Genomic DNA, 26,001 nt, shown 5'->3' with positions numbered 1-26,001 from the left:
AGCCGCACCCCAGTCCCAAATGTCTAATCCACGACCTCGACCTGCGTCTCGCCGTCGTCAAGACGCCGGCCGGTCGCAATCGCCGCCTGCGCGACAACGCACAACCCGCGGACATCTTCGCCGCGATCCTTGCGCAAGACGACATCGCGTATGTCGATGGGCGCAAATCCGGCGGTCTGCAGCAACTCGCCGACATAGTCACGCCCATGGGCAAAACGCCGGGTCTCGCGCAGCGTGACGTCGCAGTCCTGACCCTGCTCCACCGTGAACACAAGCGTGCCCCCCGGAGCAAGGCTGGCGGCACACCAGCCGATGATGCGCTCAAGCGCACCCAGATAGTTGAACACATCCGAGGCGACGATCAGTCCAAAGGGCTGTTCCGGAAAGTTGAGCCCCTGAATGTCGCCCTTGTCGAGCCGGTCATAGACTCCCTTTTCCTGAGCCTCGTCCAACATGGCCTGCGAAAGATCGACCCCCTCGAGATAGGCGCAATGCGGGCGCAGCACCGGCCCGATCAAGCCGGTCCCGCAGCCGAGGTCGAGCGCGCGCGCCACCGGCAGGCCCGCCACGGTCGCAAGCGCGTCCGCGATCAAGGCCGGACCCTGATAGTCGAGATGGTCGAGCAGCGAAGACTCGAACCGCGGCGCGTACTGGTCAAAGAGCATCTCGACAAAGGCCGGGGGCATGCTGTCGCTCAGCGGTTGGTCGCGCAGCAGGTCCCGCCGCAGGCCGGCCCCGAAAGGGTCGTCCGGCTGAACCGCAACGCACCGGGCCCAGGCCTCGGCCGCGCCGGTCGGATCGCCCGCGCGCTCCAGGTATTCGCCCAGACGGAACCACCCAGCGCCCCAGTCCGGAACGATGTCGAGCGCACCGCGCAACACGTCCACCGCACCGTCAAGATCGCCCAGATGCGCCAGCGTTTCGGCAAACTCCGCCCGCCTGTCGGCATGCGGATCACCGGACGCAAAAAGCCTTGCCACCATCTTCGTCTGTCCAAAGGGCCCGCTCATTTGTCTGGGGTGACAGACCACGCGACGGGCGACACGCCGCACCGGACACCCGGTGCCAGATCGCGCGTTAGAGCCATTCAGGCCAGTCTGTCAACGGGATTTGCATCGCAGCGGTGTCGCTTGCGCATTTTCAAAGGGTATGGTGCGGGTGAAGGGACTCGAACCCCCACGCCAAAGGCGCCAGAACCTAAATCTGGTGCGTCTACCAATTCCGCCACACCCGCATTGCGCTGGTGAGTAGCAAAGCTCTTGGGCTGATGCGAGCAGAATTTTCGCACGAAAATTTTGCGGCCCGCGTCTGGGGCCAAGTCCTGCGGCCAGTTCTTGTTGTCAATTCGTGCAGCCCGAGAAACTTCGTACGAAGTTTCTCAGGCACCCAAGGTTGAGAAGACGCCAGGAAGTATGTCAGGCAGGTCTTCCGCAATCAGGCCCGGCCCGAAAAGGCGCGCCGCTTCGCAGTGCAGCCAGACCGCGGCTTCGGTGACGCAGAAGAGCTCCGGAGCGGTCTCGGGTGCGGCAAGGCCTGCGATCAGCCCGGCCAACACGTCGCCGGCGCCTGCTGTTGCAAGCCATGGTACAGCGCGGTTCCCGGTGGCGCTGTGCACGCTTGCGCCGCCGCCCGGCTGGGCGATCACCGTGTCTTCCCCCTTGAGCAGCACCACGCAGCCCGCCCGATCCGCCGCAGCCCGCACCACGTCGATCTTGGAGCGGTTTCCCCGTTCGGACTGGGCCAGGTCCGGGAAAAGCCGCGCAAACTCACCCTCATGCGGGGTCAGCACGGTGCGGGGATGGGTCAGCGCAAACAGGCTCTTGGGGTCTTGCGCAAACGAGGTCAGCGCATCCGCATCCAGCACGACGGCCGGGTCGCGCCAGCCGCGGTCACCGCGACGATGGTTCAATGCCTCCGCAACAAGGGCGCGGGTCGCATCGCTGACGCCAAGGCCGGGCCCAAGACAGAGAGCTGTGACGCGATCGTCAACATTCTGTGCAAACGCGTCCGCGTCCCCACAGGCGCGCAGCATCACCGCATCGAGGTGGCAGGCATTCTCTGTCAGCGCCTCTGGCGGACAAAGCACCGTCACCAGTCCGGCCCCGGCGCGCAGGGCGGATCGGGCCGCCATACGTGCGGCTCCGCCTTTGCCCGGCCCTCCGGCGCAGACCATGACATGGCCGTAATCGTATTTGTGCCCCTGCCCGCGCAACTTGGCGATCATGGCGCCCGGCCAGATACGCGGCGGCAGCGCGCTCTGAAGGAAATCGGGCGCGACAAGCCGGGCGCGCTCTGCATCGGGTGTGGTGCCGACCATCGCGCGCTCAGAGGCATCGACGCCGGACAGGCCGATATCGACAACACGCAGCTCTCCGCAGAGGGTTGGCCCAAGTCCAAGCTTGTGCCCCACCTTCAGGCTGTGAAAGGACACTGTCAGATGGGCCGAGGTCATTTTGGGCGGGCTGTCCTCGGACTGCGCAGGGATCAAGCCCGTGTCGAGGTTCAGCCCCGACGGGCAGTCGATGGCCAGCCGACGGATCGCGTGGCCGTCCTTCCAGGTGCTCATCATCCTCGGTTCCAGCGCCTGGGCCAGGTCTTCGGGCAAGGGGCGTGTCAGTCCCGTTCCGAACACGGCATCCACAAAAAGGTCCGGCTGCGCGCCGTTCTGGAGTCGATCAAGGTCAAAGGGCGTCACAGTGCCGATTTCGGACCAAAGGTCGTGGTTGGCCTTTGCGTCGGGTGGCAGCTTGCCCGGATCACCATAGAGAAACACGTCGACAGACCAGCCGCGATCCGCCAGCCGCCGGGCGATGACAAACCCGTCGCCGCCATTGTTGCCGGGTCCGCACAGGATCAGCGCGCGATGTCGCCCCACGGACAGGTCCGGCCAGTGGTCCAGCGCCGCGTCGACCGCACCGCGTCCGGCGCGCTCCATCAGCTGCAGTCCGGTGACGGCACCCGACTCGATTTCTGCCTGTTCGAGAGCCCGCATCTGCGCGGAGGTGAGCAATTCGGTCATGACCGATCCTTGATGCGATTCAATTCTGCACGCTTTTTGTGCAACTTGCATAATTTTTGAGCGGCATATTTCAATCATGCCCATCTCTTCAGCAACAATTAGCCTAGCTGATTGTGGCTCTCAAACAGAAGTGGTCTGACGACCCCAACGCAGGAGCGAGGGACCCGCCATGAAAAAGATTGAAGCCATCATCAAACCCTTCAAACTCGACGAGGTGAAAGAAGCCCTTCAGGACGCCGGCATTCAAGGTCTCAGCGTCGTGGAAGTCAAAGGGTTCGGCCGCCAGAAAGGCCACACCGAGCTTTACCGCGGGGCGGAATATGTCGTCGATTTCCTGCCGAAGGTGAAGATCGAGGTTGTCCTTGATGATGACCAGGTGGACGGCGCCATCGCCGCCATCGTGGAAGCGGCCAAAACCGACAAGATCGGCGATGGCAAGATTTTCGTATCGCCTGTCGAGCAGGCCATCCGTATCCGCACAGGTGAATCCGGATCCGACGCGATCTGATTCTGCGCCCTGTTTTTCGAATAACGACCCAAACTCAGTGAAAGGGAAGAGAGAATGAGCACTGAAGCGCTTCTCAAGATGATCAAGGACGAAGATGTCGCCTATGTCGACATCCGGTTTACCGACCCGCGCGGTAAGCTGCAGCACGTGACCGTGATGTCCGACCAGGTGGACGAAGATTTCCTCGAAGAAGGCTTCATGTTCGACGGCTCCTCGATTGCAGGCTGGAAGTCCATCGAAGCGTCCGACATGAAACTGATGCCGGACACCGAAAGCGCCTATATCGATCCGTTCTACGCCGAGAAAACCGTCTGCGTGCACTGCTCGGTTGTGGAGCCCGATACCGGCGAAGCCTATAACCGCGACCCGCGCGGCACCGCGGCCAAGGCCGAAGCGTTCCTCAAGTCCTCGGGCATCGGCGATGTCGCCTATTTCGGCCCGGAAGCGGAATTCTTCCTGTTCGACGACGTGCGCTATTCGGTCATGCCGAACAAGGTGTCCTACGAAGTCGATGCGGACCACGCCGCGTGGAACACCGACACCGAGTTCGAGATGGGCAACCTTGGCCACCGTCCGACCTACAAGGGCGGCTACTTCCCAGTGAACCCGTCCGATGACGGCCAGGACATCCGTTCCGAGATGCTTTCGACCATGAAGCGCATCGGCATGAAGGTCGACAAGCACCACCACGAAGTGGCGACCAGCCAGCACGAGCTGGGTCTGATCTTCAGCTCGCTGGTCAAGCAGGCGGACGAGCTTCAGAAGTACAAGTACATCATCCACAACGTCGCGCAGTCCTATGGCCGCTCGGCCACCTTCATGCCGAAGCCGCTCAAGGGCGACAACGGTTCGGGCATGCACGTCAACATGTCGATCTGGAAAGACGGCAAGCCGCTCTTTGCCGGCGACAAGTATGCCGACCTCAGCCAGGAAGCGCTTTACTTCATCGGCGGCATCCTCAAGCACGCCAAGGCGCTCAACGCCTTCACCAACCCGTCGACCAACAGCTACAAGCGTCTGGTTCCGGGCTACGAAGCCCCCGTTCTGCGCGCCTATTCCGCACGCAACCGCTCGGGCTGCGTCCGTATTCCGTGGACCGAAAGCCCGAAGGCTAAGCGCGTCGAGGCCCGTTTCCCCGATCCCACCGCAAACCCGTACCTCTGCTTTGCGGCGCTGCTGATGGCCGGTCTTGACGGCATCCTGAACAAGATCGATCCGGGCGAAGCCATGGACAAGAACCTCTATGATCTTCCGGCAGAAGAGCTGGCAGGCATCCCGACCGTCTGCGGCAGCCTCCGCGAAGCGATCACCGAGCTTCAGGCCGACCATGACTTCCTGCTGGCCGGTGACGTGTTCACCAAGGATCAGATCGACGGTTACATCGACCTGAAGATGGAAGAGCTGGAAGCCTACGAAATGACACCGCACCCGGTGGAATTCGCGCTCTACTACAGCAGCTGATCCCTGCGATCAGGCGTGTATTGCGGAAAGGCGTCCTTCGGGGCGCCTTTTTGCTGTCACGTTTCATGACACCTACCGCGACGGCGGATTGCCCAGAAATGGCCCTTCTTCCGTCGCAGGTTGGCCTAACGCAAATGTGATTGACTGGTACGTTCCGGCCGCAAGGCCCAACCCTTGTCACGAGTCCACACGAGGATTGCCCGATGAGTACCGATTTCAATGACCGGATCGCGCGGCTCAATGCCAAGAACGGTGTGCAGCCCACCGAGGCGCCGCCGCCAGACCCCGGCAGGGAAGGTAATGGCCAGGACGCTCCCTGGGACAAGAGCTCAAAAGGCTCATTGGTCAAATACATTGCGATCGGCATTCTGATCCTCGTTGTGATGCCGGTCGGAGCTGCGATGGCCACACTTTTCCTTGGGCAGCACAAACAACAGCTTGCGAATGTCAGCACCGTCGTGAAGGACACGACCGTTGGTCTGTCCCTGTTGAAGACCATGTATATCGACGGAGATGAAGAGGTCCGCGACGCCCGGAAGGGCTTGATGTCAATGGGTTGGCGGGCGGCTGCGGGAAAAATGTCTCAGGAAGAGCGGGAATTTTACGGCACGCTTGAGGGCGAAATGGCGCTGGGTCTTCAGATTCGCAAGGCCTACAATTTCGACGAACTCGAAGAAAAGGCCGCTAAACACTTTGGCAAGTGACCGGCCATACTGACCCATCTTGGCGGAAAACCCTCAGAAAAACCCGAAATCGGCCAAATTTCCAATTTGCGCCGGATTCGCTGCGCATTTCGGACACATTCCGAGACTTAAATCCTTGGCAGGGGAACGCTCTATCAGACCTTGGGAGGTCAAGAATGACAAAAACGGACATAACCGTAATCAGCCTAGTCACTGACACATCACGCGACGCGGTCTGCCAATCCGTCGTGCCCGCCATCAATCACGCCTTGTCACAACAGAAGGTGGCGTACCAACGCCAGCCCATCACCCGCGACTATATCGACTGGACCATCGGCGACAGTGACACACTCACGCTGGCCATCGACCAAGCCGGTGACAGCTCGGTGATGATGGTCGCCGGCCGCGGCAGCGACGCCCGGACAAGTGCCGCGCGACTGGCCAATGTGGCGGCGGACCTGTGCCGCGCATTCGACGCCCACACCGTCTTCTGGAACGGATCGAAAGAACCGATTGCAGCGGCGGATTTCCTTGCGGCGGACAATTACGCGGTTGACCACGCCACAGCGCGGACGCGCATCGTGCCCCGCAAGGTCAGGGCAACCGGCAAGCAGCGCATGGTGCATCGTCGTATGTCCGTGCAGATGGACAATTGGATGATGACAGCCGTGCGCGCCCAGATGAACGCGGTCACTCTCGAAGATGTGGAGCGGATGGAGCTGGAGGAACGGCGCGCCAAAACGGTGCCGACACGGCTTGCAGCTTGGGCGGTGTCCTTCACCACGGCGATCATCGCCGCACCGCTTGCGATCCCGATCATCGTCCACAACCTCGTGCGGGGCGAAGACCTGCGCGCGGGCGCAATGGCGCTCGGTGTGGCGGGGCTGTATGCCGTCTTGGCCCAGTCGGGTATGGCACCGGGATTGCCCCAGGTCCTCTGATCCGAACACGTGGACGTGCGATAAGACCCCTCTTGCCGCGCGTTCCATCTTGCCCATCACGCAGCATTTGTTAACGTCCCAACAACTGTAGAGTGTTGGAGTTAACCAAAATGCGTCGTTTCCTTGCTGCGGCCTGCCTGTCCTTGTGTGCAGCCCTTCCTGCCTATTCGGCCGAATGCATCACCAGCAAAGGCGCGTTCGACCAATACAAGCAGACACTGGCGCGCCAGGCGGCGGCAGCAGGTGTCGGACAGCGCGGGCTGGCCGCACTGCAGAACGCGCGCCTGTCGGACATCACCTGGCGGTTTGAATCGAACCCCGGCAACCAGACCGGAACGCTGCAGGGGGACCCGGCCAGGTTCCTGGCCAAACGCTCGGGCAGCACGGCGGACAGTTTCATCAGCCAGACCCGCAACCGGATCGCCCGCAATCCCAACACCTTCACCTCGATCGAGCGGAATTACGGCGTGCCTGCGGGTATCCTCGCAACGATCTGGGGGCTCGAGACAAGCTGGGGTGGCTATCTGGGCGGCACGTCGGTGGTCGATGGGGCCGTCACGCTGTCCTCCTATTGCCGCCGCCACCCCCGGTTCGAGCCGCATGCGATTGCCGCGCTCGATATGGTGGACAGCGGCATCCTGTCCCCCAGTACAAAGGGAGGTCCGTCCGGTGAACTGGGCCACATGCAGTTTCTGGCTGGAAACTGGCTGAAATATCGGGTTGATGGCAACGGCGATGGCCGCGCCGACCCCTATGATGCGGTGGATGCCTTGGCGACAGCCGCCAACATGCTGCGTCGCAACGGCTGGCGGCCGGGCGAGCCTTTTGGCGAAGGCACACATAATTTCAACGTGCTTTCGGTCTGGAACGACAGCGGCAACTACCTGCGCGCCATCGTCTATTCCGCCCAACGCGCGGGAAGCTAAGCCTGTTCGGCTGCGCTCGGAACGTCGTTCCGGGCCAGAACGAATGTGTGGATTGTGAAGAGCACCGCCTCACTGTCCGGCAACCGCCACAAGACCTGACGTTCGCTGCGCAGGTAAGGCGTCTTGCCTGCTTCGGTCAGCGGGCGCGGCTCGGCTTCGGCCCGTGGCTGGTACAGGCTGGGGTCTTCATACCAGAGCGCGTTGAACCGCCAGATCGGCATCCCGTGGCGCACCCCGTCGAACAGACGCTGCACCCGGCGCGCGATGTCGTCGGTATAGCTTTTGACCGGGGTGTGGATATGGGTCAGCGGATGGCCGATCTTTTCGCGCAGGCGCCAGCTTGCCGGAAAGCAGAGAACCGCGCCGGTGAGCACGTGCTCATCGCCTCGCTTTTCCATCAGGCAGATGTCGTTCTGGAGGATCTGTCCCAAAGTCCCGAACGGATCTGATCTGTCGATCTCGACACTCCGGCCATCGGGACATGTGACCTGATCTCCGGACCGCGTGACCCCCTGCGGCAGGTGATCCAGCACCGCGTCCATCATCTTTGATAGGTTGACGGGATCGGGATCATCGGTGGCGATCACATTGTCCCGCCGCGACGCCATCAAACGCTGCCGTTCGGCCATCTGCGGGGCATAGGCCTCGTCCACCAGAAACCACGGCGCATCGCCCAAGGGAGCGATCCCCGGAAGCGGGCGCGGTGGCATCACGTCGTAAGGCAGGGCGCGTTGCAGGATCATGCCGCAGGACTAGCGCAGCGGCGCGACAGAGAAAAGTCGTGACCGCCCGCCAAGTGCAGGTGCAGCAGGGCGAAAAGCGTCACGCCCCCCGCCGAACAAGGTCGCAAATCGGCGCGTTTGCAGGTCAGCACCGCTTCAGCATCGCGGGCAGGAGGCGCTGCCATGAACACCCATTTCCGCGATACCCGTAAGATCGACCCGACCCGTGGCGCCACCACGGGCGACAACACACCCAACGACCAAAACCGGGTCGAGATCGGCCCGACACAACTGGCCTATGCCGAATGGGCTGCGGCGGGGCTGGAACTGCCCGACCTGCAGGAGATGCGCCGCTACCGCTGGGCGCGGCTGACCCAGCACATCGTGGACCGCGACTATGCTGGTCTGTTGATGTTCGACCCGCTCAACATCCGCTACGCCACCGACAGCACCAACATGCAGCTTTGGAACACGCACAACCCGTTCCGCGCGGTCCTGCTCTGTGCCGATGGCTACATGGTGATCTGGGACTACAAGAACTCGCCCTTCCTGTCGGAATTCAACCCGCTGGTGCGCGAGGCGCGGTCGGGGGCGGACCTCTTCTATTTCGACCGGGGCGACAAGGTGGACGTGGCAGCCGATGTGTTCGCCAACGATGTCCGCGCCCTGCTGGCCGAACACGCCCCCGGCAACAAGCGATTGGCAGTCGACAAGATCATGCTGCACGGCCTGCGCGCGCTCGAGGCGCAGGGATTACAGATCATGGAGGGCGAAGAGGTCACCGAAAAAGCCCGCGCCATCAAGGGACCGGACGAGATCAGGGCGATGCGCTGTTCCGTACATGCCTGCGAGGTGGCGATGGCCGAGATGGAACGCTTTGCCCGCACCCATGTGCCGGGGGGCCGAGTGTCCGAGGATGACATCTGGGCGGTGCTGCATGCCGAGAACATCCGGCGCGGGGGCGAATGGATCGAAACCCGGCTGCTCACCTCCGGCCCGCGCACGAACCCATGGTTTCAGGAATGCGGCGGGCGGATCGTGCAGACCAACGAGATCGTCGCCTTCGATACCGACCTGATCGGCAGCTACGGCATCTGCACCGACATGAGCCGCACCTGGTGGATCGGAGACCGTGCGCCCCGTCCCGACATGATCGAGGCGATGAAACACGCGCATGAGCATATCATGGCCAATATGGAGTTGCTCAAACCTGGCGTCATGATCCCCGAACTGACCGCGCGGACCCACAGATTGCACGACAAGTACCAGACACAGAAATACGGCTGCCTGATGCATGGCGTGGGTCTGTGTGACGAGTGGCCGCTCGTGTCCTACCCCGACCACGCCGTTCCCGGCGCGTTCGATTATCCGCTGGAGCCGGGCATGACGCTCTGCGTCGAGGCGCTGGTCAGCGAGGTTGGTGCCGATTTCTCGATCAAGCTGGAGGATCAGGTGCTGATCACCGAGACGGGCTACGAGAACCTGTCGAAATACCCGTTCGATCCGGCACTGATGGGACTGACCGGTTAGGGCGCGAAGACGAACACCTTGGCCAGAACGCCGCTGTGATCCGACCCCAGCAAGGGGCGCGGCGTGGCCTGCCCGCCCCCCGGTGCATAGACATGGTCGATGGGCAGCGGCGCGCCCATCTTGGTCAGCGTCGGGAACAGAGGGCCGGCCCGTGTCGCGCCGATGCTGCGTTGAATGGACTGCACGGCATAGGACCACGGCACCATGTTGAAATCGCCTGCGATGACCACCGGCTCTTCGAGATCGTCCAGTACGGGCAGAAGCGTGCCGAACTGCTCGGCCTGACCATGCGGCCAGGGCCAGAATGCATGCAGGCTGAACGCCCAGAACGGACCATCCGGCGACATCACCTGAAGACCGACAAGCCCCTGCCCTTCGAGGCAGATTTCACCCTCGACCGGCCAGCGCGAGAGAATCGCGACCCGCGCCCATTCCACCAGCGCGCAGCTGGCCTGATAGGGAAAGTCCGTCCGAAGGTCGCGGACAAGCGCGGCATTGCGTGAGGTCAGTTCCTGCAGCGTCACGATGTCAGGCTGTGTAGAGCGGATATCGGCGGCCAGAGCTTCGACCTGGTCATTCTCGAAGAGCAGGTTTTTCTGGTAGATCGTGATCGGCCCGTCCGGGTGCGAGACATATTTCTGCGCCACGATCTGCGCCATTGCGGCCAGACAGATCATGGACAGGCTCAAGCGCAGCCACGCGAGCCAGGGCGACCAGATCACCCAAAGCGCGAAGGCCACGGCCAGCGGGATGCGAAACACCGCCAGACTGTCGCCCAGCGGATGCAAGGCCCCGGCAAAGCTGCCGAAAAAGGCCGCGCCCAATACACCTGCAACACTGTTCACCAACACCTGTCTGGCTCTCACCATGCTGTGACGCTCCCGACACAATGCTTGCGCATGGGGGACACACCCCACACTCTTGGTTCATACGAAATGCCAAAGGGCTGCCCTGCCCCGGCCCCAAGGACAAAAACCATGACCACCGAACGCATCACCTTTCCCGGCCATTCCGGCGACACCCTGTCAGCGCGGCTTGACCTGCCGGACGGCCCCCATCTGGCCACCGCCCTTTTTGCGCATTGCTTCACCTGTTCCAAGGACATTCCGGCCGCCCGGCGGATCGCCGCGCGCCTCGCCTCGATGGGCATCGCGGTTCTGCGATTCGACTTCACCGGTCTGGGCCATTCCAAGGGCGAATTCGCCAACACGACCTTCACCTCGAATGTCGGTGATCTGCATGCCGCCGCAGCCTATCTGGCCGGGCGCGGCACGGCACCGACTCTGCTGATCGGGCATTCGCTGGGCGGTGCGGCCGTTCTCAAGGCGGCGGGCGACATGGCAGGCATCAAGGCGGTCGTCACCATCGGCGCGCCCTATGACCCCGAGCATGTGACGCATAATTTCTCGGATGCCCTGAAGGACATCGAGTCCGTGGGACGGGCGACGGTCGATCTGGGTGGGCGTCCCTTCACCATCGGCAAAGGCTTTGTCGAGGATGTGAAGGCGCAGGCGCTTGGTCCGGTGATCAAGGGGCTGAAGGCCGCGCTGCTGGTCATGCACGCCCCGCGCGACGCTGTCGTCGGGATCGAGAACGCCACCAACATCTTTGCCGCCGCCCGCCATCCCAAAAGCTTTGTCACGCTGGACGATGCCGACCATCTGATCACCGAGGCGCGGGATGCGGAATATGCAGCCGATGTCATCGCGGCCTGGGCGGGACGGTATATGGCCCTGACACCCCCGGCCCCGCCGATCGGCGCGCCCGAGGGCATCGTGCGCGTCTCCGAGGCCGATTCCGCCGGGTTCCTGCAGGACGTGCAGGCCGGACCCCATCATCTGCTGGCGGACGAACCCCTGGCCTATGGCGGAACCAATCGCGGTCCATCGCCCTACGGCCTGCTGGCCGCCGGTCTGGGCGCATGCACGTCGATGACGCTGCGCATGTATGCGCGCCGCAAGGGTTGGCCGCTGCACCACGTGTCGGTCGATGTGAGCCATGACAAGGTGCATGCGCAGGATGCGGGCACGCCGACAGCGGCGAATATCGACCTCTTCCGCCGCCGGATCACCGTCACCGGCGATCTGAGTGCCGATCAGCGCCAGAAGCTTCTGGAAATTGCGGACAAATGCCCGGTTCACAAGACGCTGGAGGCATCGAGCCGGGTCGAAACGGAACTGGTCTGAGTGCCCGGGAAACGCGTCGACGCGTTTCCCGCGATCCGTCGACGGATCGCAGCGCGCCCCGCTCATAATGGTCTTGAGAATTATGAATTTGTCTCTAGAGCGCAAATGTGACAGGCAGGATCAACCTTACTGACCGATTGGCCTGTCATGACAAACCCGCTGCACGATCTTCTGTCCACCCGCGACTGGCTTCTGGCCGATGGCGCGACCGGAACCAACCTCTTCAACATGGGGCTGGAAAGCGGCGATCCACCCGAGTTCTGGAACGACACCAAACCCGACAACATCCGCGCGCTTTATCGCGGTGCGGTCGAGGCGGGCAGCGATCTGTTTCTGACCAACACCTTCGGGTCGAACGCCTCGCGTCTGAAGCTGCACAATGCCGGGCACCGCGCCCGCGAACTGTCCCGCATCGGGGCCGAACTGGCCCGCGAAGTGGCGGATGCAGCGGGTCGCCCGGTGATCGTGGCCGGGTCCGTTGGCCCGACCGGTGAGATCATGGAACCCGTCGGAACCCTGTCCCACGCCAGTGCCGTGGAGATGTTCCACGAACAGGCCGAGGGCCTCAAGGAAGGCGGCGCCGACGTGATGTGGGTCGAGACCATCAGCGCCCCCGAAGAATTCCGCGCAGCCGCCGAAGCCTTTTCCCTGGCGGATGTGCCGTGGTGCGGCACGATGAGTTTCGACACTGCCGGGCGCACGATGATGGGCATGACCTCCGAAGGCATGGCCGCGATGATCGAGACATTGCCCAACCCGCCGCTGGCTTTCGGGGCCAATTGCGGCACCGGGGCGTCGGACCTGCTGCGCACGGTTCTGGGCTTCACCGCCGCCGGGACCGAGCGTGCGATCATTGCCAAGGGCAATGCGGGCATCCCGAAATATGTCGATGGGCATATCCATTACGACGGTACACCCGACTTGATGGCGCGTTACGCGATCCTGGCCCGCAATGCCGGGGCCAAAATCATCGGCGGCTGCTGCGGCACGATGCCGGTCCACCTGCGCGCCATGCGCGAGGCTTTGGAGACCACGCCCAAAGGGGACGCACCGACGCTGGAGCAGATCGTGGCCGAGATCGGCCCCTTCAGTTCCGACAGCGACGGCACCGGCGACCAGAGTGGCGCACCGAAGCGCGAGCGGCGGGGACGTCGCCGCGCCTGACCGGTTTGCCCTTTACGTCAAATTAACCGCCATTCGAGCAGAAAGGGGGTATGCGTGACATCTTTGCCCCCACCCCGCCCCGTCGACCACCTCCGGCCCTGTCTCCGGATCAGTGGATTGCCCATGTCTTTTCCGCTCAGGCCGCAGCCAAGGGCGGCGTCGTGCGCCGACAGGCCCGCGATATCGAACGGATCCTGGGGTGGGATCGCTTCAGACGCGAATTGCAGCGCCGGGGCTATCGCGCGGTGGTCAATGGCGGGCAGGTCGTCATCTTCTGCAATGTCGAGCCGGTGCATCTTTTCGAATGAGGCGGACCCGTCTTTTCGAAAAGACGGGGCAAAGCCTTCGCAGGCTTTGGCGCGGACCACCGGCGATCTGCGGGGCCCAGTCCTTCGAAGGACTGGGCGAAACCCTTCGAAGGGTTTCCGCAATTGCTCAGAACAGGCTCAACTGTTCCCCGGCCCGGGGCGGCGCACGGAACAGCGTGCCGTCAAGCGGCGGCAGCGCAGCATCGAGGCCCAGCCGTTTGCGGGCCTTCGTGAACCGCTGCGCGATCAGAGAGGCATAGGCCCCCTCCCCCCGCACCCGTTTGAAGAACTGCGCGTCATAGACCTTCCCGCCATGCATCTCGCGCAGCTTGGACATCACCCGGGATTTGCGCGCGGGGTAATGTTCGTCCATCCACGCCTCCCAGAGCGGGGCCACTTCGAGCGGCAGGCGCAGCATCGCCCATGTGGCGGCTTTGGCTCCGGCATCGCGGGCGGCGGTCAGAATCGGTTCGATCTCGGAATCGGTGAGCCCCGGCACAATCGGAGATACCATGACGCGCACAGGGACGCCTGCCTCGGACAGGCGGCGGATCGTGGCCAGCCGCCGCGCCGGGCTGGGCACGCGCGGCTCCATCCGGCGGTTGAGATCCGCATCAAGCGTCGTGATCGTGATCCCGACGCGCACAAGGTTCTGCGCCGCCATGTCGGACAGGATATCGATGTCCCGCTCGATCAAGGCGCCCTTCGTGGCGATCATCACCGGATGGCGAAACGCCTGCAGCACCTCGAGACAGGCGCGCATGATGCCGCGATCCCGTTCGATGGGCTGATAGGGATCGGTGTTGGTGCCGATGGCAATCGGTGCCACGGCGTAGCGTTTGGCCCGCAATTCCCGCGCCAGCACCTCTGCCGCATCCGGTCGTGCCACCAGTCTTGTCTCGAAATCAAGACCGGGCGACAGGCCGAGCCAGGCATGGGTCGGACGGGCAAAGCAGTAGATGCAGCCATGCTCGCACCCCCGGTACGGATTGATCGTGCGATCGAAGGACAGATCGGGCGAGGACACGTAATTGATCAGGCTGCGGGGGCGTTCCTCGGACACCTCGGTCCTCAAGGGCGCGGGGTCCTCCGCGATGTCCCAGCCATCCGACTCGTCGACAAGACGCAGCGCTTCATAACGGCCACTGTCCCGGCTCGGGGCCCCGCGTCCGCGCCGCAGATCGGGCGCGACATATCTGTCGGATTGGGTCATGCTGCGAAAATAGAACGAAAGAAGAACATCCGCAAGCCTGAGGGCAAAACCGGAATCCGGGCTTTCCCGTGCGTCGGTTGCGTTCGCGCGCATGTCGGATTTCACCAAGTGGCTGCGTCGGAAAACGACGATTAGTCGGCAAAGCAATCACTGGCGGGTCCACCGCCAGCGTCTGGAGTGACATACATGGCTGATGAAGACGACGAAATCATCCTCGCGGATCTGAACGACGAGGAACTGGTCGAGCAGATGTTCGACGACCTCTATGACGGTCTCAAGGAAGAGATCGAAGAGGCGGTTCATATCCTGCTCGACCGCGGCTGGGAGCCGTATGACATCCTGACCAAGGCGCTGGTCGGTGGCATGACCGTCGTCGGCAACGACTTCCGTGACGGCATCCTCTTCGTGCCCGAAGTGCTTCTGGCCGCCAACGCGATGAAGGGCGGCATGGCCATCCTCAAGCCGCTGCTGGCGGAAACCGGCGCACCGCGCGTCGGCAAGATGGTGATCGGCACCGTAAAGGGCGACATCCACGACATCGGCAAGAACCTCGTGTCGATGATGATGGAAGGCGCCGGGTTCGAAGTGGTCGATCTTGGCATCAACAACCCGGTCGAAGCCTATCTCGACGCCATCGAGGCCGAACAGCCCGACATCCTGGGCATGTCCGCCCTGCTGACCACAACGATGCCCTATATGAAGGTCGTGATCGACACGATGGTCGAAAAGGGCATCCGCGACGATTACATCGTGCTGGTGGGCGGAGCGCCGCTCAACGAGGAATTCGGCAAGGCCATCGGCGCCGACGCCTATTGCCGCGATGCGGCCGTAGCTGTGGAAACGGCAAAAACCTTCGTCGGCCGCAAGCACAATCAGCTTGCCGCTGGGTAAGATGAGCCAAATCGTCACTTTTTGGGCCTCGCCATGCGGCGGGGCCTTTTCATATGGATCAATCTGTCCCATATTTTCAGGACAAGGAGATCGACATGCCAGTGACCACATTCGCTTCGATGATCTTGGCCGTTCTTGCGGCATCCGGGCTGACCGTCTGGGCCATGGCCCAATTCGGCATCCTCAAGGTTCTTCCCGCCCTGATCGCCGTCGCGCTGCTGGCCCGTTGGGGTCTGGCCCATGTGCCCGGCGATGACGAGCCCGCCTGACGATAGAACACTCAGAGACACGGGACTGGCGGCGCGCGGCACCGGACGTGTGCTGATGATCGGCTGTGGTGCCCTCGCCCGCGAAATCCTTGATCTGCGCGATGCCAATGGATGGACCCATCTGGACCTGACCTGTCTTCCCGCGATCTATCACAACCACCCCGAAAAGATCGTGGACGCGGTCCGCGCTGCGGTCGCCGAGCATCGGGACAGCTATTCCGAGATCTTCATCGCCTATGCCGATTGCGGCACCGGTGGCTTGCTGCAAGCCGCCTGTCGCGAGCTTGGGGTGGAGATGATCGCCGGGCCGCATTGCTACAGCTTTTTCGAAGGCAACGACACCTTTGCCGCCCGCGACGAGATCACCGCTTTCTACCTGACGGATTTTCTGGTCCGCCAATTCGACGCCTTTGTCTGGAAGCCACTCGGGCTCGACCGTCATCCGGAGTTGCGGGACATGTATTTCGGCAATTACGACACGTTGGTGTATCAGGCTCAGACGGACGATCCGGCCCTGACCGCGCTGGCGGAAACATGTGCCGCAAAGCTGGGCCTTCGGTTCGAGCGACGGTTGACCGGTTATGGCGATCTGGCCACCCATCTGCGGGACTGGGCCCGAACCTGACCGTCTGCGCCGGTTTCCGTCGACGGAAACCGCGGACGCGTCGACGCGTCCGCCCGCACCCCAACCCTACTGGTCGAGCAAGAGGGTCGAGACCGGCACCATTGCCACGCTCGACGCGCGGTCCTGCAGGCTCCAGAGGACCAGTGCGGACAGCGTGTCCGGCGTCAACCGCCCCAGCATCGCAACCGCCCCATCCTGCCGCGCCCTGAACGCGGCACCATCCAGGAAGCGGCGCTTGGTTCGGGCGTCCTGTCCGTCGCCATCGAAATCGCGCAGAATGCTGAGGGCAGGCACTGCCTCGCGCTGTGCAATCGCTTGCGCGGTGTTGAGCCCGTTGGGCAGGAACACAAGCCCGTGCCCGCTTTCGGCAACGAACTCCGCCGCCTGTTCCGTGATGGTGCGATCCGACTGGAGCGCGCTGCCCGGTGCCTCGATCAGCGCCACGGCCTCGGGCACGGCCGCCAAGGCACCGGCAAGGATCTGCTCGACATCGCTGGGCTGGGCGGCCTGCGGCAGGGAGACCAGAACAGCCACTTCATACCCCAGAGTACGATAGGCGGCCATGCGGTCCGCAGCGCCCTCCTGCGCGGGGTCGAGTGCGAATGTGACAGGGAACGGGAAGCCGTCAAGCGTATCGGGGCCAAGCGGACCTGCCCCGTCGTCGATCATCACGATCGACATCTTGGGCAGCGACGGGTCGCTGCTGACCTCTGCCGCAAAACGCTGCAGGGGAGGCAGGCTGCTGTCGGCTTCAGGCGCGGCGGCCGGCGTGTCAGACGCGTCATCTGCGGCGCCACCGATGGAGGGCAGCCGTGCGGAGTTGCCCGGATTGCGGTCCGTCAGCGACGCTGCAGGCGTCCCGATGGAGGGGCGCAAAGCGGCGGTGGTGCTTTGCCCGGCATCCCCTTCGGCATCTGCGCCCTCCGAAGGCACAAGCCGCCGGACGGTTGGACGCTCGGACTGTTCCGGCGCCGCTGCGGGATCAGGTGTGTCGGTCGCGGCGGTCGTGGCGTCGTCTGTGCCCGGTTCGGACTCCGTCTCCGGCGCGGGCGCGGTGTCTGGTTCGGGCTCCGGATCGGGGACAAGCGGGGTCTCCACCACCGGGACGTCTGGCTGTGGCGGCTGCGCGGGTTCTGTCGACACCGAAAGCCCCGCCTCGCTCTGCGGGGCATTCAGGGACGGGGCGGCCTGCAAACCCGGCGCAGTGTCGGTGCCCGGTACGGCTTGCGGTGCAGGACCGTCACCCGGTGTCGGCGCGTCGAGCGCGGCAATCTCATCGCCGGTATCGGGCGTCGGCACAGGAGCCGCCATCGTGTCGGTCTCGGCCGGAGGCACACCTTCCGCGACCTCGGGCGTTTCCAGCACAGGCGCATCGTCCGGCGGCGCGACCGGGGCCACATCGGCGGGCCGACGCGCGGGGTCCTCGACCGCGTCAACCAAGGATGCGCTGCCGTCAGACGCGACGCTTTCGGTGGCCCGATCCTCGGGCGCGGTCGTCGCGATGTCCATCGGCGTCTCGGAGGGCTCTTCGGAGACCGCCGGCGCAGATGGCGCGTCCGCTTCGGGCATCTCTGTCGCTGTTGCGCTCTCTGTCTCGGCCACCGGCGCAGTCGGTTCCGTCTCGGTGTCCGCCGTGGCAACGGGTTCGCCGACCGGCGCAGGATCAGCCGCTTCCATCACCGGCCGAGGTGCGGGGGTCTGCGTCGGCAACAGCACAGAGGCGACGCCCAAACCACCGACAGACAGCACCGTGCCCCAGATGGCCCCTGACAAAAACCCTCGTGCCATGTTCCTCGCCCTCGTCTTGCCTCACACCTGCGTCCCCGGCATCTCATCCGCGCCGGTGGACCCACCCGCGCCCTTGACGCGCCTTGGTCTGCCTGCGCATGTATACCGCGATTGGCCCCCACCCCGCCAGCCCTGACGACGAAGAAAGACCCATGCTGCTGCTCATCGACAATTACGACAGTTTTACCTACAACCTCGTGCATTATCTGGGCGAGCTGGGCACCGAGGTGAAGGTGGTGCGCAATGACGCGCTGACTGTGCAGGACGCGATGGGCATGAACCCGGCGGGAATCCTGCTGTCGCCCGGGCCCTGCGATCCCGATCAGGCGGGCATCTGCCTGCCGCTCACGCTGGCGGCAGCGGAAACCGGCACGCCGCTGATGGGGGTCTGCCTCGGGCATCAGACGCTGGGACAGGCCTTTGGCGGGTCGGTGGTGCGCCATTCCGAGATCGTGCATGGCAAGATGGGGGTGATGCACCACGCAGGCAAAGGGGTGTTTGCCGGACTGCCCTCGCCTTTCGAGGCCACGCGCTATCACTCTCTGGTGGTGGACAAGGACACGATCCCGGACTGCCTCGAGGTGACCGCATGGCTGGAGGACGGCACGGTCATGGGCCTCAGCCACCGCGAATTGCCAATGCATGGCGTGCAGTTCCATCCCGAAAGCATCGCGTCGGAACATGGTCACGCGCTTTTGCAGAATTTCGTCAACGACTTGAAGGTGCCCGCATGAGCGACGCGATGAAGCCCCTGATCTATGCCGCCTCTGAAGGCCCGCTGAGCCGGTCGCAGGCCGAACAGGCGTTCGAACTGTTGTTCGACGGCGAAGCGACCCCAGCCCAGATGGGCGGATTGCTGATGGCGTTGCGGGCGCGTGGCGAGGCGGTGTCGGAATACGCGGCCGCCGCAGGGGTGATGCGCGCCAAATGTACAGCCGTCAAAGCGCCCGAAGGTGCCATGGACATCGTCGGCACCGGCGGGGACGGCATGGGCACGCTCAACATCTCGACCGCGACCGCCTTTGTGGTGGCGGGCGCTGGCGTGCCGGTGGCCAAACACGGCAACCGCAACCTGTCGTCCAAGTCCGGATCCGCGGACGCGCTGACCGAGATGGGGATCAACGTGATGGTGTCGCCCGAGGTGGTGGAACGCGCCATTGCCGAGGCCGGGATCGGCTTCATGATGGCCCCGATGCACCACCCGGCAATGAAACATGTCATGCCGGTGCGGCAGGAACTGGGGTCGAAAACCATCTTCAACATCCTTGGCCCGCTCACCAATCCGGCGGGGGTGAAGCGACAATTGACCGGTGCCTTTGCCATCGACCTGATTTTCCCGATGGCGGAAACGCTGAAGGAACTGGGGTCGGAAAAGGCCTGGCTGGTGCATGGTGGCGACGGAACGGACGAGATTTCTATCTCGGCCCCCACGCAGGTGGCGGTGCTCGAGGATGGCAAGATCCGCGGCCGCGAGGTGCATCCCGAGGATGCGGGCCTTCCGGTGCATCCCTTCCGCGACATTCTGGGTGGGACACCTGCCGAAAACGCACAGGCCTTCCGCGATCTGCTGGACGGGGCGAAAAGCGCCTATCGCGATGCGGTTCTGCTGAACGCGGCGGCGGCGCTGGTGGTGGCGGACAAGGTGGCCGACCTCAAGGCTGGCGTGGAGATGGCTGCCGAGAGCATCGACAGCGGGTCCGCCAAGGCGCGGGTCGAGGCTCTGGCGCGCATCACTCAGGCGGCGTGAGGTCCGTCTGGCGGGCGGGCGATGCGTCGCCGCATCGCGGCGTTTCCATCGATGGAAACGCCTGGGGCGCTGCCCCAGACCCCGAAGTATTTCTGAACCAGAGAAGATGCGGACCTGCGCCATGTTGACCCCGCCGGGTGCATGGCGGCATTTGTCGTTTTTTTCAGAGACATTGCCGGGCATCGCGTCTGTTGTCGCAAAAGAAGAGCGTTGTGTCCTGCCGCCTGCGCCGCAGGTCTTTGCAGCGCTTGAGGCGTGTGCGCCCGAGGACGTACGCGTGGTCATCTTGGGGCAGGATCCCTATCCCACGCCCGGGCACGCGCATGGGTTTGCCTTTTCCGTGGAACCGGGCGTGCAGCCCCTGCCCCGATCCTTGGGAAATATTTTCAGGGAGTTGCAAGAGGACATCGGGGATGTGCCACCCAATGGCGATCTGCGGTTCTGGGCGGATCAGGGCGTGCTCCTGCTGAACGATGTGCTGACGGTTCCTGCAGGCGCAGCGCGCGGGCATCGGCGGCTGGGTTGGCAGAAACTGGTGCCGCAGGTGCTGGAGGCACTTTCGGGACGTCCGCGCGCCTTTGTGCTGTGGGGCAATGATGCGCGGGCCCATGCGCCGCGTCTTGTGGGGCACGGTCATCTGGTGCTGGAAAGCGCCCATCCCTCCCCGCTGTCGGCACGGCGTGGCTTTTTCGGCTCGCGCCCCTTTTCCCGCGTGAACGCCTGGCTTAAAGAACAGGGACACGCCCCGATCAACTGGACGACCCCATGAGCGCATCCATTCTCGACAAGATCAAGGCCTACAAGCTCGAGGAAGTGGCCGCCGACAAGGCACGCGTTCCGCTGTCGGTCCTCGAAGACGCGGCCCGTGCGGCAGATCCCGTGCGCCCCTTCGGCGCGGCCTTGCGGCTGGCGCAGGTCGAAGGCTATGGGTTGATCGCAGAGGTGAAGAAGGCCTCGCCCTCCAAAGGCTTGATCCGCGCGGATTTCGAACCGGCGAGCCTTGCCCAGGCCTATCAGGCCGGGGGCGCAACCTGTCTGTCCGTGCTGACGGACACTCCCAGCTTTCATGGCGACAAGTCCTATCTGGTAGCCGCGCGTCAGGCGACCTCGCTTCCGGCGCTGCGCAAGGATTTCATGTATGACACCTACCAGGTGGCCGAGGCGCGCAGCCTGCAGGCGGATTGCATCCTGATCATCATGGCCAGCGTCTCGGACGCGCAGGCGGCGGAACTGGAAGACGCGGCCTTTGCCTGGGGCATGGACGCGCTGATCGAGGTGCATGACCGCGCCGAACTGGATCGGGCATTGGCACTGAAGTCACCTCTGATCGGCGTAAACAACCGCAATCTCAAGACCTTCGAGACCACTCTTGAGACAACACGTGAACTTTCGAAACATGTGCCTGCCGATCGGATGCTGATCTCGGAATCGGGATTGTTCACCCCGGCGGATCTGGCCGATATGGCCGCCCACGGCGCGCGCAGTTTCCTCATCGGCGAAAGCCTGATGCGTCAGGCGGATGTGACCGCGGCCACCCGCGCGCTGCTGGCCGATCCGGTGGCCGCATGAGCGAGCTCACCCATTTCGACGCCAAGGGCGATGCGCATATGGTCGATGTGTCCGACAAGGCCGTCACCTCGCGGGTTGCCGTGGCCGAGGGCTACATCAAGATGGCACGCGAAACCTTTGAGATCATTACGGAAGGTCGCGCAAAGAAAGGCGATGTGATCGGTGTGGCGCGGCTTGCGGGGATCATGGGGGCGAAGAAGACGCCCGACCTGATCCCGCTCTGCCATCCGCTTCCGGTGACGAAAGTTGCAGTGGAACTGACACCCGCGCCCGATCTGCCGGGCCTGCGGATCGAGGCGACGGTCAAGACCACGGGTCAGACCGGGGTCGAGATGGAGGCGCTGACCGCGGTGTCGACGGCGGCGCTGACCGTCTACGACATGGCCAAGGCGGTGGACAAGGCGATGGAGATCACCGGCATCCGGGTGATGCTGAAAGATGGCGGAAAATCAGGCCGCTACGAGGCGACATGATTTCTGTTGCCGAGGCGCTTGACCAGCTTTTCGTCCTGGCGCAACCGCTGGGACCGGAAGTGGTGCCGCTTCTTGAGGCACATCGCCGTGTGCTGGCGCAGGATGTGGCCGCGACGCGGGACCAGCCGCCCTTCGACGGGTCGGCAATGGACGGCTACGCGGTGGCTGAGGTTGCGCCGGGGCTGCGGTTGCGGGTGATCGGCGAAAGCGCCGCCGGTCACGGATTTTACCATCCGGTAAAATCCGGCGAAGCGGTGCGCATTTTCACCGGAGCGCCGGTGCCCGAGGGCGCAAAAGCCGTTGTGATTCAGGAAGATGTCAGCCGGGACGGTGACTGGATCACCATTGGGGATTCCCCCGAAGACAACTCGCATATCCGCCCGGCGGGTGGTGACTTCAGGGTCGGGGATCGGATCGCCGCGGGGCGCATCCTCGGGCCGAACGACATCGCCCTCATGGCCTCGATGAACATCGCGCAGGTTTCGGTCGCGCGGCGCCCCGGTGTGGCGCTGATCTCCACCGGCGATGAGCTGGTGATGCCCGGCGAAATACCCGGTCCGGACCAGATCATCGCGTCCAACACGCTTGGCCTGCATGCCCTGATGCGCGATCTTGGGGCGGAACCTCGGCTTCTGCCCATCGCACGGGACAATGAGGCCTCGCTCAAGACCGCGTTCGAGCTTGCGCGGGGCGCAGACCTAATTGTCACCATCGGTGGGGCCTCGGTGGGTGACCATGACGTGGTGGCCAATCTTGCGCCGCAGCTGGGCTTCGAGCAGAGCTTTTACAAGGTTGCCATGCGGCCCGGCAAACCCCTGATGGCGGGGCGGTTTGGCGACGCGATGATGATCGGTCTTCCCGGCAATCCTGTGTCGGCGATGGTATGTGGACATGTTTTCATCGCACCGGTCATTCGCGCGATGCTGGGACTGCCCGCAGAACCCGCTCCGCGTCGGACGGGTGTGCTGGCCGAGGCCCTGCCCGCCAATGGCCCCCGCGAACATTACATGCGGGCACGCACAACCGCGGACGGGCTTGTGGCCTTTGGTGCGCAGGACAGCTCGCTTCTGAGCATTCTCGGACAGGCCGACGCCCTGATCATCCGACCCCGAAAGGACGGGCCCCGCGCTGCCGGTGAGACCGTGGAGTATCTTCCTCTTCGCTGAAATCTCGCGTTTGTTTACGGATTCTTGACACAAAACAAGAACAACAGTAGAACAAAGAGTGAGGATCATGCGAGCGGAGGCAGAAAATGCTGACCAAGAAACAACTCGACCTGCTGGACTTCATCAGCAAACGCGTGGCGCGCGACGGCGTCCCACCAAGCTTTGACGAAATGAAGGAAGCGCTTGATTTGCGGTCCAAATCAGGTATCCATCGCCTGATTACCGCGCTGGAGGAACGGGGCTTCATCCGGCGCCTTGCGCATCGGGCGCGGGCGATCGAGATCGTCAAGCTTCCTGAGACGCTTGCGAACAAGCAGCCGGGCTTCACTCCCACTGTCATCGATGGCGACCTTCCGGATGCACCGCCCCCCGCGCAGTCCCGCGCGGTTGATACGGTGCATGCGTTGGACCTGCCCTTGATGGGGCGCATTGCCGCCGGTGTGCCGATCGAGTCGATCAACGACGTGCCACCGTCGGTGGCTGTGCCCGGGGCGATGCTGTCGGGCAATGGCCGGCACTACGCGCTTGAAGTCAAAGGCGATTCCATGATCGAGGCGGGGATCAACGATGGCGATATCGTGGTGATCCGGGAAACGCAGAGTGCCGACAACGGTGACATCGTCGTGGCACAGGTCGAAGGGTATGAAGCCACGCTGAAGCGCTACAAGCGCAAGGGCGAAAGCATCATCCTCGAAGCGGCAAATCCCGCCTATGAGCCGCGCATCCTGCCGGTAGGGGCGGTCAAGGTACAGGGACGTCTGGTCGGGCTGATCCGCACTTATTGAGCGTTGCGGATGGCCGCATCGTTCCACAGGCGCGCGCCGGATCTGTCGCGCGCCTTTTCGATGTTCCAACTGCCATCGCCGTGCCACCTGATGGCCAGGCTGCCCCAGCCTTGCAATTTTGACGCATCGAGGACTGTGCAATCAGCAGTCTGAGGCTTGTCCGGCAGGTCTGTGTCCGCGATGATCAGCGCACCGTCGCGACAGCCCTCATACGCGGCAGCATCGCGTTTGCCGCGGATATGTCTGACCGGCGGAAGGCCCGCCTCCCAAAGCGCGGCAGCGGAGGCCTGATCCAGCCCCTGCCTGTCGTTCTCCAACCAGACGTCCGCGACAAAGCCGGCACCTGTGGCGCGCGACAGGGCACGGCCCGCTGGAGTCATGACGCCGACCAACGCTCCTCCTTCGGCGACGAGGATCGGCGGGCGCTCTGCACCGAGCCAAAGAGCTCCGGCAAGAAGGATAGGCGCAAGTCCGAATAGACGCATGTGGCCCTGCCACAGGATGAGGAACACGCCACCCAACGTGACCAATGGCAGGATGGCGGGACCCGGCGTCATGACCGGACGCACCGCGCCGGGCCAATCCGCCATGGTCTTGGCCACCCGGAGAATCCAGTCCAACCCGACGCCCATCGGGACCAAGCCTGCGGATTCCAGACCAAACGGCATCAACAGGATACCCAAGACAGCCGCCGGGATCACCAGCACGCCCATCAAGGGCACGGTCATCAGATTGGCCAGAAGTCCCAACTGCGCGATCTGGTTGAAATGGGCCATGGCAAAGGGCGCGGTCGCAGCCCCCGCCACGGCCGAGGACAGAACAACCGACGCGACGCCGTGCAGGACCTTGTGACGTGGCAAATCCAAGCGGCTGTCACGGATGGCAGAAAACACCGCGACCAGCGCGGTGGTCGCGGCAAAGGACATCTGGAAACCGGGGCCGATCAACGCTTCGGGCCGGAGCACCAGAACGATCAGCGCCGCAAGCGCAACCGCGCGCAAAGAGATGGCGCGCCGGTCGACCATAATGGCCAGCAGCATCACCGCGACCATCACGAAGGCCCGTTCGGTGGCAACATTGCCGCCGGAGAGCGCGAGGTACACGGCACCAACCGCCAGAGCGCCCGCCGCAGCGATCTTCTTGACCGGCCAGCGCAGCCCAACCGGTGTCAGAAGCAGCGCAAGACGCAGAAGACCGAAGGCGAAGGCGGTGACCAATCCCATGTGCAGGCCTGAAATCGCCAGCAGATGCGCAAGATTGGTGTCGCGCAGCGCGTCGAGCACAGGCTGCGGAATGGCGCTGCGGTCCCCGGTGATGATGGCCGTGGCAAAGGCTCCGGTCTCGCCAGGCAGAGCCGCCTGCACACGGGCGGAAATCGCCATGCGGGTCTGGAAGATGGCCCGCTCCTGCCCGGCGTCCTCCCACAGGACAAGGGGAACACGGGTGTAGCCAACCGCGCCAAGGCGCAGGAACCACGCGTGACGTCGGAAGTCGAAACCACCCGGCTCGACCGCGCCGCCGGGTGGGCCGAGATGCGCGGTCGTGCTGATCGTCTGACCCGGTTCCGGCAGATGTCCGGTCACCTTTGAATGCAGCGACAGACGCACCCGTACCGGTGTCTCGGACAGCGGAACATCGGTCAGCCAGACGTGATCGAGCGTGATCCGCAGCGCATCCGACGCAGAGCGGTCGATATCGACCACCCGCCCCGTCACGGGCCCATAGTAGCGCCAGTCGATCACGGGACCGGCCACCAGATGCGCCCGCGCACCCGCCAAAGCCACGCCGAGGGACACCATGGCAAGCGCGCAGATCAGCGGGGCAAGGCTGGATCGACACCACAGGTGCCAGACCATCAGCAGCGCGCCCGATGTTGCCAGCACGCCCAAGGACATGACCGAGGGTTCGAACTTTGATGCAAAGTAATAGCCGATCCCGATCCCGAGAAACACCGGAACCCAGGGAAACAGCGCGCCGCGCTGCGCCTGAAGCATGTCGGGGACGAGGTCCCGGACCCGCGCCATACT

Annotated in this window: 26 protein-coding genes and 1 tRNA gene; 19 read left to right on the top strand and 8 right to left on the bottom strand. The window is 63.8% G+C overall.

Annotated features, from left to right (window positions below; all coding sequences use genetic code 11):
• Positions 1 to 23: 23 nt before the first annotated feature.
• The 3 genes from MRY75_RS11230 to MRY75_RS11220 all read right to left on the bottom strand — a co-directional run bounded on the left by MRY75_RS11230 (position 24) and on the right by MRY75_RS11220 (position 3,019).
• On the bottom strand, positions 24 to 983 hold the full coding sequence (locus MRY75_RS11230; protein WP_292307810.1) for a methyltransferase domain-containing protein: 960 nt from the start codon (positions 981 to 983) through the stop codon (positions 24 to 26).
• A gap of 167 nt (positions 984 to 1,150) precedes the next feature.
• Positions 1,151 to 1,234 (bottom strand) — tRNA-Leu (locus MRY75_RS11225).
• A 144-nt stretch (positions 1,235 to 1,378) separates the two neighbouring features.
• Positions 1,379 to 3,019 (bottom strand): NAD(P)H-hydrate dehydratase, encoded by a 1,641-nt coding sequence (locus tag MRY75_RS11220; RefSeq protein ID WP_292307809.1) that lies wholly within the window; start codon positions 3,017 to 3,019, stop codon positions 1,379 to 1,381.
• 169 nt (positions 3,020 to 3,188) lie between these two features.
• Here MRY75_RS11220 and MRY75_RS11215 point away from each other — a divergent pair, with 169 nt between their 5' ends.
• From MRY75_RS11215 to MRY75_RS11195, 5 genes are all read left to right on the top strand, one after another.
• Entirely contained in the window at positions 3,189 to 3,527 is a 339-nt protein-coding gene (locus tag MRY75_RS11215) for a P-II family nitrogen regulator (RefSeq protein ID WP_292307808.1), read from the top strand.
• Positions 3,528 to 3,581: 54 nt separating this feature from the next.
• Positions 3,582 to 4,988, top strand: a complete 1,407-nt coding sequence (gene glnA, locus MRY75_RS11210) for a type I glutamate--ammonia ligase (protein ID WP_292307807.1) — start codon at positions 3,582 to 3,584, stop codon at positions 4,986 to 4,988.
• Between the two features lie 203 nt (positions 4,989 to 5,191).
• Positions 5,192 to 5,692, top strand: a complete 501-nt coding sequence (locus MRY75_RS11205; protein WP_292307806.1) for a hypothetical protein — start codon at positions 5,192 to 5,194, stop codon at positions 5,690 to 5,692.
• A 155-nt stretch (positions 5,693 to 5,847) separates the two neighbouring features.
• On the top strand, positions 5,848 to 6,612 hold the full coding sequence (locus MRY75_RS11200) for a hypothetical protein (protein ID WP_292307805.1): 765 nt from the start codon (positions 5,848 to 5,850) through the stop codon (positions 6,610 to 6,612).
• 110 nt (positions 6,613 to 6,722) lie between these two features.
• Positions 6,723 to 7,538 (top strand): lytic transglycosylase domain-containing protein, encoded by an 816-nt coding sequence (locus tag MRY75_RS11195; protein WP_292307803.1) that lies wholly within the window; start codon positions 6,723 to 6,725, stop codon positions 7,536 to 7,538.
• Here the strand turns inward: MRY75_RS11195 and MRY75_RS11190 are convergent.
• Entirely contained in the window at positions 7,535 to 8,281 is a 747-nt protein-coding gene (locus MRY75_RS11190) for a DUF3445 domain-containing protein (protein ID WP_292307802.1), read from the bottom strand. The two genes, MRY75_RS11195 and MRY75_RS11190, sit on opposite strands and share 4 nt — an antisense overlap.
• Positions 8,282 to 8,443: 162 nt before the next feature.
• On the opposite strand from MRY75_RS11190, the gene dddP reads away from it, so the two are divergent.
• Positions 8,444 to 9,790, top strand: coding sequence for a dimethylsulfonioproprionate lyase DddP (gene dddP / locus MRY75_RS11185; RefSeq protein ID WP_292307800.1), 1,347 nt, complete (start codon positions 8,444 to 8,446; stop codon positions 9,788 to 9,790).
• Here dddP and MRY75_RS11180 read toward each other — a convergent pair.
• The gene (locus MRY75_RS11180) at positions 9,787 to 10,659 is read right to left on the bottom strand and encodes an endonuclease/exonuclease/phosphatase family protein (RefSeq protein ID WP_292307799.1); all 873 of its coding nucleotides are present in this window, start codon (positions 10,657 to 10,659) and stop codon (positions 9,787 to 9,789) included. The genes dddP and MRY75_RS11180 overlap by 4 nt on opposite strands.
• Before the next feature lie 108 nt (positions 10,660 to 10,767).
• Here MRY75_RS11180 and MRY75_RS11175 point away from each other — a divergent pair, with 108 nt between their 5' ends.
• From MRY75_RS11175 to MRY75_RS11165, 3 genes are all read left to right on the top strand, one after another.
• Positions 10,768 to 11,976 carry a bifunctional alpha/beta hydrolase/OsmC family protein gene (locus MRY75_RS11175; protein ID WP_292307798.1) on the top strand — a complete coding sequence of 403 codons (1,209 nt, stop codon included), beginning with the start codon at positions 10,768 to 10,770 and terminating at the stop codon, positions 11,974 to 11,976.
• A gap of 147 nt (positions 11,977 to 12,123) precedes the next feature.
• Entirely contained in the window at positions 12,124 to 13,140 is a 1,017-nt protein-coding gene (bmt, locus tag MRY75_RS11170) for a betaine--homocysteine S-methyltransferase (protein WP_292307796.1), read from the top strand.
• A gap of 50 nt (positions 13,141 to 13,190) precedes the next feature.
• Entirely contained in the window at positions 13,191 to 13,448 is a 258-nt protein-coding gene (locus MRY75_RS11165) for an N-(5'-phosphoribosyl)anthranilate isomerase (RefSeq protein ID WP_292307795.1), read from the top strand.
• Positions 13,449 to 13,575: 127 nt separating this feature from the next.
• On the opposite strand, the gene MRY75_RS11160 is transcribed toward MRY75_RS11165, so the two are convergent.
• Entirely contained in the window at positions 13,576 to 14,661 is a 1,086-nt protein-coding gene (locus MRY75_RS11160; protein WP_292307793.1) for a PA0069 family radical SAM protein, read from the bottom strand.
• A 186-nt stretch (positions 14,662 to 14,847) separates the two neighbouring features.
• On the opposite strand from MRY75_RS11160, the gene MRY75_RS11155 reads away from it, so the two are divergent.
• From MRY75_RS11155 to MRY75_RS11145, 3 genes are all read left to right on the top strand, one after another.
• Positions 14,848 to 15,552 (top strand): B12-binding domain-containing protein, encoded by a 705-nt coding sequence (locus MRY75_RS11155; protein ID WP_292307792.1) that lies wholly within the window; start codon positions 14,848 to 14,850, stop codon positions 15,550 to 15,552.
• 95 nt (positions 15,553 to 15,647) lie between these two features.
• Positions 15,648 to 15,821 (top strand): hypothetical protein, encoded by a 174-nt coding sequence (locus tag MRY75_RS11150; protein ID WP_292307790.1) that lies wholly within the window; start codon positions 15,648 to 15,650, stop codon positions 15,819 to 15,821.
• Positions 15,805 to 16,446 carry a DUF1638 domain-containing protein gene (locus MRY75_RS11145; protein WP_292307789.1) on the top strand — a complete coding sequence of 214 codons (642 nt, stop codon included), beginning with the start codon at positions 15,805 to 15,807 and terminating at the stop codon, positions 16,444 to 16,446. Before MRY75_RS11150 ends, MRY75_RS11145 begins: the two co-directional genes overlap by 17 nt.
• A 66-nt stretch (positions 16,447 to 16,512) precedes the next feature.
• Here the strand turns inward: MRY75_RS11145 and MRY75_RS11140 are convergent, their stop codons facing one another.
• Entirely contained in the window at positions 16,513 to 18,234 is a 1,722-nt protein-coding gene (locus tag MRY75_RS11140) for a divergent polysaccharide deacetylase family protein (RefSeq protein ID WP_292307787.1), read from the bottom strand.
• Positions 18,235 to 18,386: 152 nt separating this feature from the next.
• On the opposite strand from MRY75_RS11140, the gene MRY75_RS11135 reads away from it, so the two are divergent.
• The 7 genes from MRY75_RS11135 to lexA all read left to right on the top strand — a co-directional run bounded on the left by MRY75_RS11135 (position 18,387) and on the right by lexA (position 23,974).
• Positions 18,387 to 18,968, top strand: a complete 582-nt coding sequence (locus MRY75_RS11135) for an aminodeoxychorismate/anthranilate synthase component II (RefSeq protein ID WP_292307785.1) — start codon at positions 18,387 to 18,389, stop codon at positions 18,966 to 18,968.
• A complete protein-coding gene (gene trpD, locus MRY75_RS11130; protein WP_292307784.1) occupies positions 18,965 to 19,981 on the top strand; it encodes an anthranilate phosphoribosyltransferase in 1,017 nt (338 codons plus the stop codon). Before MRY75_RS11135 ends, trpD begins: the two co-directional genes overlap by 4 nt.
• Positions 19,982 to 20,102: 121 nt before the next feature.
• Positions 20,103 to 20,750: a uracil-DNA glycosylase gene (locus MRY75_RS11125; protein ID WP_292307782.1), complete on the top strand. Its 648-nt coding sequence runs from the start codon at positions 20,103 to 20,105 to the stop codon at positions 20,748 to 20,750.
• Positions 20,747 to 21,550, top strand: a complete 804-nt coding sequence (trpC, locus tag MRY75_RS11120) for an indole-3-glycerol phosphate synthase TrpC (RefSeq protein WP_292307780.1) — start codon at positions 20,747 to 20,749, stop codon at positions 21,548 to 21,550. Before MRY75_RS11125 ends, trpC begins: the two co-directional genes overlap by 4 nt.
• Entirely contained in the window at positions 21,547 to 22,023 is a 477-nt protein-coding gene (gene moaC / locus MRY75_RS11115; RefSeq protein WP_292307779.1) for a cyclic pyranopterin monophosphate synthase MoaC, read from the top strand. The genes trpC and moaC overlap by 4 nt, the downstream gene beginning before the upstream one ends.
• Positions 22,020 to 23,189, top strand: a complete 1,170-nt coding sequence (gene glp, locus MRY75_RS11110) for a gephyrin-like molybdotransferase Glp (RefSeq protein ID WP_292307778.1) — start codon at positions 22,020 to 22,022, stop codon at positions 23,187 to 23,189. The genes moaC and glp overlap by 4 nt, the downstream gene beginning before the upstream one ends.
• A gap of 86 nt (positions 23,190 to 23,275) precedes the next feature.
• Positions 23,276 to 23,974: a transcriptional repressor LexA gene (lexA, locus tag MRY75_RS11105; protein WP_292307776.1), complete on the top strand. Its 699-nt coding sequence runs from the start codon at positions 23,276 to 23,278 to the stop codon at positions 23,972 to 23,974.
• On the opposite strand, the gene MRY75_RS11100 is transcribed toward lexA, so the two are convergent.
• Positions 23,968 to 25,998: a ComEC/Rec2 family competence protein gene (locus MRY75_RS11100; RefSeq protein WP_292307774.1), complete on the bottom strand. Its 2,031-nt coding sequence runs from the start codon at positions 25,996 to 25,998 to the stop codon at positions 23,968 to 23,970. The two genes, lexA and MRY75_RS11100, sit on opposite strands and share 7 nt — an antisense overlap.
• Positions 25,999 to 26,001: the final 3 nt, after the last annotated feature.

The organism is Marivita sp. (assembly GCF_022763305.1).
GTDB lineage: Bacteria > Pseudomonadota > Alphaproteobacteria > Rhodobacterales > Rhodobacteraceae > Marivita.
This window is presented reverse-complemented; position numbering and strand designations above follow the sequence as displayed.